The following is a 12,395-nucleotide window of genomic DNA, read 5'->3' as shown; positions in this document are numbered from 1 at the left end:
GTTCGACATAAACCCGTAGACGGTCCGCCGGATGGATGCCGGCGGCCGTACTCACCTGAAGCCATGGTTCTAGTATGGGCGCCAAAGATAACGTCGACGTCGTCAACAGGTCTCGCCGCAGGGTGGTGATCGGTGCCGGTGTCCTGGCCGCGGCCTCCGTGGCGCTACCCCTGCTTTCTTCCAGAAGCGTGGCGAGTGAACTCACCCCAGACCGCACTCCCTTGAAGGATGGTTCCACCATGGCCAAGCGCATTCTGCACGTCGTCACCAACGTGTCGCACTATGCCGACCCCCATCACCTGACTGGCCTGTGGCTTTCTGAACTTACGCATGCCTGGCACGTCTTTGCGGAACATGGCTTCGAACAACACCTGGTAAGCCCCAAGGGTGGCGTATCGCCACTGGAGCCGCGCTCCCTGAAATGGCCGTTGGCGGATGCCTCGGTGAAGCAATGGCTGACCGACCCGCGCAGCCAGGAACTGCTGAGGACCACAGCGCGCCCCGAAGACATCAACCCCATGGAATACGATGCCATCTATTTCACCGGTGGCCACGGCGTCATGTGGGATTTCCCCGATGATGCCGGCTTGCAGCACATCACCCGGGACATCTACGAGCGCGGCGGCATCGTCTCCTCCGTGTGCCACGGATATTGCGGCCTGCTTAACACCACACTCTCGGACGGCACCCTGCTGGTCGCTGGCCGCAAGCTCACCGGCTACGCCTGGCCAGAGGAAGTTCTCGCCGGAGTCGCCAAGGACGTGCCCTACAACGCCGAGCAGGCCATGAAGGATCGTGGCGCGCTGTACGAAAAGGCGCTGCTGCCCTTCGTGTCGAACGTGGTCGTCGATGGGCGGCTGGTCACGGGCCAGAACCCCGGCTCGGCGAAGGCCACGGCCCGAAAGGTTGCCGCCCTCCTGCAAGCGGGCGCTTGAGTCCACTGGCCACGACTCAAGGCTTGGTCACGCAAGCCGGCAGGCAAAGAAAAACCCTGGCGAAATCCAGTTGATTTCACACAAGAATTCTTACTGCAATTCATTGACAGTACGCTTTTATGTAGCCTTTAATGACCTCTATCTTATGGACGTCTTTACGTCCCGATGACCCATGTCAAAGGTAGAGCATGACGCGACTTGCCCGCACACTTCTTGGCGCCGCCATGGCCTGCGCCCTCCTGCCACATGCGGCGATGGCGCAAGGCACGACTGACATCAAACCCTCTCCCCAGCAGATTCATTGGCAGGATCTTGAATTCGGCGTGATCGTGCATTTCGGCACGAATACCTTCCTCGACCGGGAATGGGGAGATGGCAAGGCCGACCCCAAAGTGTTCGATCCCGACCACGTGGATACCGTGCAATGGGCCCGGGCCAGCAAGGCTGCCGGGGCGCGCTACATGGTCATGGTGGCCAAGCACCACGACGGCTTCGCGCTGTACCCGACGACCCAGAGCGACTACTCGGTGAAGAGCAGCCCGTGGATGGGTGGCAAGGGCGACCTGGTCAAGCTTGCCTCCGACGCGGCGCGCGCCGAGGGACTTGAGTTTGGCGTCTATCTTTCGCCCTGGGACCGACACGAGCCCCGCTACGGCGAACCAAAGGCCTACGACGCCTACTACCAGGCCCAGGTCGAGGAGCTGGCGCAACACTACGGCCCGCTCGTCGAGTGGTGGCTCGATGGCGCGGGCAGTGCCGGGCACGTTTACGACTTTCCGCGCTACATCGAAACGCTGCGAACCTATCAACCGAACGCCATGGTATTTGCCGACATGGGCCTGTTCGAGTACGGCGACATCCGCTGGGTGGGCCAGGAGGACGGCTATATCCGTGGCGAGAACTGGAACGTCATCGATCGGCATGGCTACCAGCGCTGGCGTCCGGTCGAGGTCGACACGCCACTGCATGACCTGCACTGGTTCTGGCACCCCCATGACGAAAGCACCCTCAAGAGCGTGGCCAAGCTCGTGGACACGTGGGAAAACAGCGTGGGGCGCGGCGGACAATTGATGCTGGGCATCGCGCCGGATCGCCACGGCCAGCTCCCAGAGGCCGACGTCGCCCGCCTCGATGCGTTCGGCAAGGCGCTGCGCGAGCGCTACGGTGACGCGAGCAACCTGGCCCGCCACCATGCAGCCACGGATGAAAACACTGAAGCGGCACTGGATGGCAACAAGGACACGTTCTGGTCTGCACCCGCCGGCTCGCGACACGCGACGATCGAGGTGGATTTCGGCCACCCGGTCACGTTCGACCGCACGCTCGCCATGGAATGGCTGGACGACGGTCAGCATGTGCGCAAATACGCCATCGAAATCTTCGATGGCAAAGCATGGCATGCCGTCGCGGGCGCCGAAGCCATCGGGCACATGAAGATCGACGTGTTCCCCAGGGTCACGGCGCAGCGCGTGCGCCTGAACATCCTGTCCAGTGTGGGCGCCGCATCCATCCGCGAATTCCAGGTCTTCAACGCGGCACCGCTGCCCTCGCCCTGAATCGCCACCGGCGCGCGACGGTGCTCGCGCGCCGGCCATCGATAACCCGGCTGGCGGAACGGCGTGCTGGAAAACGTGCGGGGATCGGTGCATGTCTTCCGCCGAACTGGCGCTCTCAGCGCGGCAGGTCCGCGTGCCCGGTGATGGTGAATGTCACCGGCGCTTGCCCTGCCGTGGGCTGGCGACCGCCCACGAACAGTTCGTAACGCCCCTCCCTCACGGCACGCACGCCTTCTGCATCCACCAGACTCAGGGCGCGCGAATCAAGATGAAACGGCACGGCCCGCTGCTCACCCGCCGCCAGTGACACACGCTGAAAGCCCACCAGGGCGCGGCGTGGCGCATCAGTCGCATCGGGATACGCCAGATACACTTGCACCACCTCATCGCCACGACGCGTGCCGGTGTTGCGCACATCCACGGTGACGCCCAGTGGTTCGCCCGCCCTCAACTGCCGGGCGGACAGACGCGGCGCGTCATAGGCGAAAGTCGTGTAGCTCAACCCATCGCCAAACGCATACAACGGCTCACCCTGGAAATACCGGTAGGTGCGTCCCCTCATGCCGTAATCGATGAAAGGCGGCAGATCGCGGGCGTCTCGATAGAACGTCACTGGCAGGCGCCCAGCGGGATTCAAGACGCCAGCAAGCGTCTGCGCGATGGCGGTGCCGCCCTGCTCGCCGGGATACCATGCCGCCAGTATCGCGTCCGCATGATCCCTGGCCCAGGTCATGGCTACGGCGCTGCCGCTCATCAGGACCACCACCAGCGGCTTGCCACGACCCGCCGCTGTTTCGAGCAACCGCTGCTGCGTGGGCGGCAGGCCAATGTCCGTGCGGTCGCCGCCCAGAAAACCGGGCACATCGACCTTGAGTTCTTCGCCCTCGACATCCGGCGACAGACCCACGAATGCAACCACGACATCGGCGGCATCCACGACTCGCTTCGCCTCGGCGAGCTGGGCATCCTCCGGCGCGATCCATTGCAGGTGGATGCCCTGGTCTTCGCCCGTGTGCTGCCATTCCAGCCGGAGATCATGTGGCCGCACATCATCGACATGGACTTTCGCTGACGGCGATTCCTTGTCGCCACTCGTGGCGGAGATCAAACGGCCGTCCAGATACAGGCGCACCGGGTCATGCCCGCGGCAGTCGAAGCAGCGATCCACGCGCACGAACAAGGTGTAGTCGCCGGGACCCGGCGGCAACAACTGCCCCGTCCAGCGAACGGCGTAGCCCCGGCCATCCAGATGCTCTTCTGGCGGCAGGTGGTCCGTGTCCATGTCGACGGTGCGATCGATGCGCGTGGCGGAAGGCCTGCCGGAAAAGCTCACGCTCTGGAAGTATTCGCCCTTCAGGCCGGGAACATCCCCGCCCTGCCCGGCACGCAGGGCCGTGCCAGGCACCGGTACGGGCACGCCTTCGGCAAGCGTGGCACCTTGCGCGTACAGCACATGCTTTGCACCGAATTGCCGTTGCATGCCCTGAAGCGGGGTCACGGGATCGCGTGCGGTGCCATGGTAGTTGGCTTCCAGCACGGACAAGGCGTCGGCATTCGGGCCGATGACGGCAATGCGCGTATCGGCCTTCAATGGCAAGGTGTTCGCGCGATTCTTGAGCAGCACCATCGACTCGCCCGCCGCACGCAGCGCCAGTGCCCGGTCCGCTACGGGATCGTCAGGCAACCGGGGCGCGGACGCATCGAACATGCCCAGGCGATAGCGCGACGCGAACAGGCGAATGGCCGCCGCATCCAGGTCGCGTCCGCTGATCTGGCCGCCCGCCAGGGCGGAGCGAAGGCCGTCGTAAGCCACGCCACAGTTGAGGTCCGCGCCCGCACGCAGCGCGCTTGCCGACGAGCCTGCATTGTCCTTGCGGTAGTGATGGAACGCCGTCATGTCGTCCACCGCATCGCAATCGGTGACCACAAAACCCTTGAAGCCCCAGTCGCCGCGAAGGCGCTCGCCGAGCAACCACGGCGAGGCGCAGGCGGGCACGCCACGAATGGCGTTGTAGGCACACATGATCGATCCGGCACGCGCATCCACGATGGCTGCGCGAAAGGCTGGCAGGTACGTGTCTTCCAGATCGTGCGGGGACACATCCACATCGAATCCGTGCCGCCCCGGCTCCGGCCCGGAATGCACGGCAAAGTGCTTGGGCGTGGCGATGACCGTGGGATGAGCAGCATCGTCGCCCTGCAATCCCTCGATGAACGCGACACCGAGGGCGGCCGTCAGACGAGGGTCTTCCCCATAGGTTTCCTGCCCCCGCCCCCAGCGCGGATCGCGGAAAATGTTGATGTTGGGCGACCAAAGGGTGAGGCCGTTGTAGCGCCCGTGATCCTTGCGCAGGCCCGCTGCCATGAAATGCTCGCGCGCCTGCGCCGCCACCACGCCACCAACGGCGTGCAGCAGCGCGGGATCCCAACTGGCGGCCAGGCCGATGGCCTGGGGGAAAACGGTGGCATCGCCATGGCGCGCGAACCCGTGCAGGCCCTCGCTCCACCAGTCATACGCCGGCACACCCAGGCGAGGAATGGCCGGCGCCGCGCTCTGCAGTTGCGCGATCTTTTCTGCCGGCGTCATCTGCGCCACCAGCCGGCCCGCCTGCTCGTCCGCCTGGTCCGACATGGCTGAAACCGTCACAGCCACACCCCACAGCAAGACACCGAACCATGGGCCGGCAATTCGCCTTCGAATCGGGCGCCTCAACCTCATCGCCGCTGGCATATCACGGTGTTGCGCCAGCTGTCGCGGGGGAGATGAAGGACACGCGACCAACGGCAGACAGCGGCCCATGAATCGGTGCCGTGGACAACACGCATACATCGTGTGTTCCGGTGAGGGCCAACCATGTCCCGTCGACACGGAACGTTCTGCCTGGCGCGGCCGCCGCCGGCAATGGCAGACTGACCATCAGCGGTCCGTCGCAACGGTCCAAGTGGACCTCGAATTCACCCAGAGGCGTATGTGCGGCGCGGGAAACCACCTTGGACGCATCGCCCGCCAGTCCGTAATTGCGCGCCAGCCATGCACCGTCGATGACGATCGCGGATGCATCATCCAGCGCCACCTTCGGCACGATCCAGCAACTGTCCATGATATCGACGTTGTAGACCGGCGCCGGATCCGTCGCGTCCGGCAGCAATCGCACGCGCAGGCCAAGGCCGCCCTTGGGGCATGCCTCCATGGCACTGCTGTCGATGCTTGCGAGCGTCTGCGCATCGAAACGATGCGTGCGTGCGCGCGCCAGCGCATGCCCATCGGCGGCAAACGACGTCGCGTTGATGGTGACGGGAAGCGTGACCTTGATCGGCTCGCGATACATCGCCGAACCGGCCACTGGCAGGCTGCCATCCGTCGTGTACCGGATCGTGCCGGACGGCACCTGCGTCACGAGCGACACGACAGCCTTGTTCCCTGCCCCGGCGGATCGCTGCGCCTGCATGTCCACGGCAAAGGCGCTGTCGGCGTAGGTGATTCCCAATCGCTGGTAGCGATCGAACTGGGCAGGCAACCGCGCCACGAAATCATCGAAATGCCGCTCATTCACGGGCGTCCACACCGCCTCGGCAAGTGCATCCAGACGCGGAAAGGCCATGTGCTCGACCTGCCATGGCGCGGTGACGTACTCGGTCCAGAGATTGGCCTGCGCGCCGAGCACGTGCTTTGCCTGCTCCGCGGAGAGTTCCGCCGGCACGGCCTCGAAACGGTAGACGCTGGCGAGTGTCTGGAATGACACGCGCCCGGCCGGCTCATCGCTGCGCGCGCTTTGCAGGTTGTCGAGGTAAAGCGTCGGCGCGGGTGACAGCACCACGTCGTGCCCCAGGCGCGCCGCATCGATCGCACCCTGCGTGCCGCGCCAGGACATGACCGATGCGGAAGGCGGCACGCCACCCTCGAGGATCTCGTCCCAGCCGATCAGGCGCCGGCCATGCTGTGCCAGATATTGCCCCATGCGCTCGATGAACCAGCTTTGCAGCGCATTCTCGTCCTTGATGCCCAGCGCATGCATGCGCGCCTGCACGGCGGCGGAGGCCTGCCACTGGTTCTTGATGGCTTCGTCGCCACCGACATGAATGTAGGTGGAGGGAAAGAGCTCCATCACCTCATCCAGCACGTTGTGCAGGAAGGTGATCGAGTGCTCGTCCACGTTGAACAGATAGGGGTTCACGCCCCAGTCGATCGATACGGCCGGCCGCTCGCCCGTCACGCCGACATCCGGATAAGAGGCCACCGCGGCCTGCGCGTGCCCCGGCATGTCGATCTCCGGCACGACGGTAATGTGGCGGGTCGCGGCGTAGGCCACGATGTCCTTCACCTCGGCCTGCGTGTAGTAGCCACCGTAGGGCTTGGCGCCCTCGCCCGGCGGCTGGCGCCACGCACCGATCTGCGTCAGCTGGGGATAGCGGCGGATTTCCAGCCGCCAGCCCTGGTCATCGGTGAGATGCCAGTGGAAGACATTGAGCTTGTGCTGGGCCATCACATCCAGCAGGCGCCTGACCTCGTCCGGCGACTGGAAGTGGCGCGCCGAATCGAGCATGAAGCCGCGCCAGGCGAAGCGCGGCCAGTCGGCGACATGCATATAGGGCACGGCGACCGCACCTTGTGCGCCATCGGGCGTCAGCAATTGCCAGGCGCTGATGGCACCGTAGAACAATCCCGCGGCATCGCGCGCACGGATGTTCATGCCGCGTGCATCGACATCAAGCACGTAGCCTTCCGCCTGGGTGACGCTGGCGGCGGCATCGCTGCGAATCACGATGCCGCCACGACTCGTCGCTGCCGCATCCTCGATCACCGTCAAGGACAGGCCGCGCGTGCGCCCCAGCAGTTCCGCCAGGTAGCGTGCCGCGTCGGCGGCAGGGCGATCGCCCGGCCCCACATGGATGGCGACAACGTTGGTAACCGTATAACTGCCCTGCTCCACCTTCATCTGCGCAGGCAAGGGAATGATGGCCGGCGTGGCGGCATGCGCAGCGCCACCAAAGGCCAGCAGCCAGGCGAGCGCCGCTCCCTGTACGCCGTTGCACAACGGCCTAGCGAATGGCATCGGGCAACTCCTCCCAGACCTTGGGATCTTCCGCGCCCAGCACCCAAGCGCAAAAGCCCTCCAGACCGTACTGCTTGACCACGTCGTACCGGTCCCGGAAGGCATGGGCATCAGGCAGGAAGACCCACTCACGCATGCCATCGCGATAGAAGTAGAACCACGATTCGTGCTCCACCGGATCCCACTGCATGGTGGCATGGAACTGTTTGGCCAGCGGGAACGACTCATCCGCGTCGATGTACTCGGCGGTGATGTGCGAACTCTCCTTGCCGTCCTCCCCCACCGGGTTGCCAGCGAACCAGTGGTAACCGTACAGACCGATGCCCAGCGAGAGCTTTTCCTTGGGCACCAGCTTCAGCGCGTACTGAAGGTTGTCCATCACCCACGGCATGCCCGCCACGGGTCCGGGCGTGGTCCAGCGGGTGTGCTGGTCGTAGGTCATCAGGCAGACCAGGTCGAGCACCTGCCCCAGCGCCTTCAGGTCGTAGGCGCCGCGCCAGTATTCCCACATCCATTTGCTGAAGGGACCATTGCCGGCCTGACCCGGCGCATTGGGCACCACCGCCATCGACAGCTTCAGGCCATGCTTGTGCAGCGCATCGGCCGTCTGCCGGGCCAACAGGGTGAGCGCGTCGCGATCGGTCCAGGCGATGTTCTCGAAATCGAACTGGTAGCCGGAGAAGCCATACCGCTTCGCCTGCTCGACCATGCTGGCGATCATGGCGCGCTTTGCCGTTTCGTTGCCAAGCAGGTCGTGGAACTTCTTGCGATCGCCATTGGCCGAGATGATCGGCATCACCGGCAGGTGATGCGCCTTGGCAAGATCGAGCACATACATGTTGGGCCCGCCGGACACCAGGCCGTTTTCATCCACCCCGAACCACGTCGGCACCAGCAGGTCGATCTTGTCGATGTGCGCTTCGAACGAGTTGATCGATTTCTGGCTACCCATCATGTAGAACAACGCCGTGGGCGCTTTGGCAAAAGCGCTCGTCGACGCCAGTGCGAGACACAGCCACAGGGCTGGGAACATCCATCGTTTCATGGTGCGGCCTTGAGCGAGTTCGGCGTGGAGAAGCTGATGCGGTAGACGTACGCATCCGTGCCGATGGGGTGGGAAGGAAGATGCAGATGCAAGCCGTCGGCATCCTGCGTGAACGGAATGGAGCGGCGGTCAGCCACCGACTCGACGCTGGCCACCTTGTCGGCAGGCTTGATCGAATGGATCACCGCCTGCGCTCCGGCGGGCCAGCCCAGCTCGATCGCATAGAGCTTGCCGTGGCCGGTGGTGAAGCGGAAATCCTCGGCGGTGTATGGCTTGGTCTTGGTGTCCTGGAAGGTACCGCTGGCCACTTCGGTCGGCCCTTCGCCAAACGTGCGCCACGGCCTGCTGCCGTAGATCGCCTCGCCATTGGCCTTCAGCCAGCGACCGATGCTGCGCAGCGTGTCCTGCGCTCCCTCGGGAATGGTGCCGTCCGCGCGGGGTCCGACATTGAGCATCAGGTTGCCGTTCTTGCTCACCACATCCGCCAGCAGATGGATGATGAAGGTCGGCGACTTGTATGTGTCGTGCTCGATGTAACCCCACGAGTCGTTGCTGATCGAGGTATCCGTCTGCCAGTGCGCGGCATGGATGCCCTGCAACTGGCCACGCTCGATATCCAGCGTGCCGGCGCCTTCCGGGAAATCGCCCAGCTTGTAGTTCACCACCACGCCGTCGCGCTTCGCGCCCTCGTTGTAGTAGTACGACAACAGGGTCGGCAGCGTGTTGCGGAAGGTCGGGTGGCCGATCCACCAGTCGAAATAGATCAGGTCCGGGTGGTAGGTATCGACCAGTTCCGCGGTGCGCGCGAGCCAGTCGTCCAGCCAGGCCTGGGAGACATAGGTCCAGTCATCCGCCAGGTTCTGGTCGTCCTTGCTCAGATGGGCGACCGCGGGGCCATACAGCTCCGCGTTGTGCGGATCGTTGACGTCCGAGTCGAACCGGCGGCCACCATCGAAGAACCAGTCGTGCTCGGCGCGATGGGAAGACACGCCAAAGCGCATACCCTGCCCTCGCACCGCGTGCTCAAGCTCGCCGATCACGTCGCGCTTCGGGCCCTTCTTGACGGCCGTCCAGTCCGACAGCTTGGAGTCGTACATGGCAAAGCCATCGTGATGCTCGGCCACGGGCACGACATAGCGGGCACCGGCATCATGGAAAAGCTGCGCCCATGCCCGCGGGTCGAAGTGCTCGGCCTTGAACATCGGCACGAAGTCCTTGTAGCCGAACGTCGACTGCGGGCCGTACGTCGCCACGTGGTGGGCGAACTCCTTCGTGCCCTGCTGATACATGTTGCGCGAATACCACTCGCTGCCGAACGCCGGCACTGAATAGACACCCCAGTGGATGAAGATGCCGAACTTGGCATCGTCGTACCACGCAGGCGAGCGGTAGGTCTGCAGCGACACCCAGTCGCCGCGGAATGGCCCCTGGCCGGCAGCCTTCGCCACGCGATCGAGGACGGCCTTTCGCTGCGGGTCGAACTTTGCTGCAGCCTGCTGCCACGCATGGTCCTGCGCGGCAGGCGACAAGGTATCCGCGGTGGGCGCAGTGGCGGACTGCGCCAGCGCGGCGGTGCACGCGAGCCAGCCGGCGAGCACGGCGCAGCGGGCGACGGGTTTCATCATGGTTGCTTGCCCCGGTTGGAAGGAAGTGGGCGCCGCCGAAGCGTGGCCGGGCACATCTGCTGACAAACAAGCATTAACAGGCGATCAGGAGGGGCTTCATCGCGTACGGCAGCCAGCGCCATCCCCATGCGCCGCACTGCGTCACCCCTCACCTTTCGCGATCATATATAAACCTAGTTTTTATCAGTGCACAAGTAGTAGGATGGGGACGAGACAGCCCGACCCACGCGGCCGGGGCGCCATCACGCACTTTCTCGCCTCTGGGGAGGCAAGCCCGGGAGCTTCGATGCCGGCTCAGCAGCAAGAACAGAATCCACCCGGCAAGTCCGAGGCAGGCAGCCACCGGCTGGCAGCGCTCGCGTTTGGCGGGGCCCCGGCCGGCAATCTCTACACCGGCGTAGACGACGAGGCCGCCCGCGACGCCATCGCACACGCCTGGCGCGCAGGCATACGGCATTTCGATACCGCGCCCTATTACGGCTACGGCCTTAGCGAAACCCGCATCGGCAACGCTCTCGAAGGCGTCGAGCGCTCCAGCTATACGCTGTCGACCAAGGTGGGCCGGCTCATCGGCGCCGACCATGATCGACGGGATCGCAGTGACGGTTTCGCAGTCGACGGGTGCCGCGCGCATTTCAATTACACGCGGGACGGGGTACTCCGCAGCCTGGAAAGCAGCCTCCGGCGATTGCGCACCGAACGCATCGACCTGCTGTTACTGCACGACATCGGCGAACTGACGCACGGTCCGCGCCACCCTGAAGTGCTCGCGCAAGCACTGGACGAAGCACTGCCGGCGATGGCCGAGCTGCGCGACCAGGGTGTCGTTGGCGCGATCGGCCTTGGCGTCAACGAGGAAGCCGTGTGCCTGGAGGTGATGCAACGCTTCCCGCTGGACGCCATCATGCTGGCGGGCCGCTATACGCTCTTCGAGCAGGCACACAGCAGGTCGGTGATGGCAAGAGCCCAGGCGGGCGGCGTGGCGGTACTGATTGCGGGCCCCTATAACTCAGGCCTGCTCGGCGCAGACACCGGCCCCGGCGACACCTACGACTATGCACCCGCATCGCCTGCCACCCGGGCACGCGCACAGCGGTTCTATGACGTATGCGCATGCACCGGCGCCACCGTGGGCGAGGCCGCACTGCAATTTCCGCTGGCGCATCCGGCCGTGGCGAAAGTCGTGTGCGGCCTGCGTTCCGTCGACGAAGTCGACAGCGCCATCGAACGCATGCGCGCGACGGTTCCCGCGGCCACCTGGGCAACCCTGGTCGAGGAAGGCCTGCTCGATGCGGGAGTGCCCACGCCATGATCATCGACGCGCACCGCCATTACTGGGATCCCTCGCGACTACAGTACGACTGGCTCGCGCACGCCCCGGCCGCACTGCAGCGGCCGTTCCTGCCCGCCGACATGAATGCAACGCAAGACGCCTGCATCCTCGTGCAGGCGGCACCGGATGAGCGCGAGACCTTGTTCCTGTTCGATCTCGCGCGCCAGACCAAAGGCGTGCTCGGCGTGGTCGGCTGGGTGGATATGGAGGCCGCGGATGCGACGCAGCGCATCGCCGCGCTCGTCGAGCAGGGCCAGGGATTGCTGTGCGGCATCCGCCCGATGGTGCAGGACATTCCCGATACGGAATGGCTGGCCAGGCCCTCGCTCGACCGCGCCTTCGACTGCGTGCGCGACCACGGCCTGGTGTTCGACGCACTGGTGGACAACCGGCACCTGCGCGCGCTTTCCCAGCGACTCACCCGGCACCCCGGGCTGATCACCGTGGTCGATCACGGCGCCAAGCCGAACATCGCTCGCCGGGCATTCGCGGAATGGGCCGGCGCCATCGCGCGCGTCGCCCAGGTGCCCGATGTGGTCTGCAAGCTGTCCGGCCTGTTGACGTTGACCGACGCGCAGGGCGACACGACGGCCATCGAGCCTTACGCCGCGCACATCTTCGAGAGCTTTGGCGGCCAGCGCGTGATGTGGGGCAGCGACTGGCCCGTGCTGACCACACACGCGACGTACGAGCAGTGGAAGGCCTGCGCGCAAGCACTGACCCGACGGTTCGCGCCGCGCCACGAGGCAGCGGTGTTCGGCGCCACCGCCAGGGCGATCTATTCACTCAACGGCCGCACGACGGCATCGGCGAGAACAGCATGAACACGCACCCCACGACGGGCCAT

At 65.0% G+C, this 12,395-nt stretch carries 8 protein-coding genes; 4 read left to right on the top strand and 4 right to left on the bottom strand.

What is annotated here, in order from left to right:
- Window positions 1-239 precede the first annotated feature (239 nt).
- The gene (locus HY57_RS12765) at window positions 240-935 is read left to right on the top strand and encodes a type 1 glutamine amidotransferase domain-containing protein (protein WP_019467179.1); all 696 of its coding nucleotides are present in this window, start codon (window positions 240-242) and stop codon (window positions 933-935) included.
- Window positions 936-1,123: 188 nt separating this feature from the next.
- Window positions 1,124-2,491: an alpha-L-fucosidase gene (locus tag HY57_RS12760; RefSeq protein WP_026034260.1), complete on the top strand. Its 1,368-nt coding sequence runs from the start codon at window positions 1,124-1,126 to the stop codon at window positions 2,489-2,491.
- A 115-nt stretch (window positions 2,492-2,606) separates the two neighbouring features.
- Here the strand turns inward: HY57_RS12760 and HY57_RS12755 are convergent, their stop codons facing one another.
- The 4 genes from HY57_RS12755 to HY57_RS12740 form a co-directional block, all read right to left on the bottom strand.
- Window positions 2,607-5,123, bottom strand: a complete 2,517-nt coding sequence (locus tag HY57_RS12755) for a glycoside hydrolase family 3 C-terminal domain-containing protein (RefSeq protein WP_019467181.1) — start codon at window positions 5,121-5,123, stop codon at window positions 2,607-2,609.
- Window positions 5,124-5,223: 100 nt separating this feature from the next.
- Window positions 5,224-7,545: a family 20 glycosylhydrolase gene (locus tag HY57_RS12750; protein ID WP_050997988.1), complete on the bottom strand. Its 2,322-nt coding sequence runs from the start codon at window positions 7,543-7,545 to the stop codon at window positions 5,224-5,226.
- Window positions 7,532-8,578 (bottom strand): glycosyl hydrolase family 18 protein, encoded by a 1,047-nt coding sequence (locus HY57_RS12745; protein ID WP_019467183.1) that lies wholly within the window; start codon window positions 8,576-8,578, stop codon window positions 7,532-7,534. The genes HY57_RS12750 and HY57_RS12745 overlap by 14 nt, the downstream gene beginning before the upstream one ends.
- 8 nt (window positions 8,579-8,586) lie before the next feature.
- Entirely contained in the window at window positions 8,587-10,215 is a 1,629-nt protein-coding gene (locus HY57_RS12740) for an alpha-L-fucosidase (RefSeq protein WP_019467184.1), read from the bottom strand.
- Window positions 10,216-10,501: 286 nt separating this feature from the next.
- On the opposite strand from HY57_RS12740, the gene HY57_RS12735 reads away from it, so the two are divergent.
- Both HY57_RS12735 and HY57_RS12730 read left to right on the top strand, forming a co-directional pair.
- Window positions 10,502-11,527, top strand: coding sequence for an aldo/keto reductase (locus tag HY57_RS12735; RefSeq protein ID WP_019467185.1), 1,026 nt, complete (start codon window positions 10,502-10,504; stop codon window positions 11,525-11,527).
- Window positions 11,524-12,372: an amidohydrolase family protein gene (locus HY57_RS12730; RefSeq protein ID WP_019467186.1), complete on the top strand. Its 849-nt coding sequence runs from the start codon at window positions 11,524-11,526 to the stop codon at window positions 12,370-12,372. The genes HY57_RS12735 and HY57_RS12730 overlap by 4 nt, the downstream gene beginning before the upstream one ends.
- Window positions 12,373-12,395: the final 23 nt, after the last annotated feature.

It is taken from the genome of Dyella japonica A8, from assembly GCF_000725385.1.
Lineage (GTDB): Bacteria > Pseudomonadota > Gammaproteobacteria > Xanthomonadales > Rhodanobacteraceae > Dyella > Dyella japonica_C.
This window is presented reverse-complemented; position numbering and strand designations above follow the sequence as displayed.

Excerpts from the sequence above, each read along its gene's own strand:
- HY57_RS12730 (WP_019467186.1), top strand. The coding sequence starts at position 11,524 with ATGATCATCGACGCGCACCGCCATTACTGGGATCCCTCGCGACTACAG.
- HY57_RS12755 (WP_019467181.1), bottom strand. The coding sequence starts at position 5,123 with ATGTCGGACCAGGCGGACGAGCAGGCGGGCCGGCTGGTGGCGCAGATG.
- HY57_RS12760 (WP_026034260.1), top strand. The coding sequence starts at position 1,124 with ATGACGCGACTTGCCCGCACACTTCTTGGCGCCGCCATGGCCTGCGCC.
- HY57_RS12745 (WP_019467183.1), bottom strand. The coding sequence starts at position 8,578 with ATGTTCCCAGCCCTGTGGCTGTGTCTCGCACTGGCGTCGACGAGCGCT.
- HY57_RS12750 (WP_050997988.1), bottom strand. The coding sequence starts at position 7,545 with ATGCCATTCGCTAGGCCGTTGTGCAACGGCGTACAGGGAGCGGCGCTC.
- HY57_RS12765 (WP_019467179.1), top strand. The coding sequence starts at position 240 with ATGGCCAAGCGCATTCTGCACGTCGTCACCAACGTGTCGCACTATGCC.
- HY57_RS12735 (WP_019467185.1), top strand. The coding sequence starts at position 10,502 with ATGCCGGCTCAGCAGCAAGAACAGAATCCACCCGGCAAGTCCGAGGCA.
- HY57_RS12740 (WP_019467184.1), bottom strand. The coding sequence starts at position 10,215 with ATGATGAAACCCGTCGCCCGCTGCGCCGTGCTCGCCGGCTGGCTCGCG.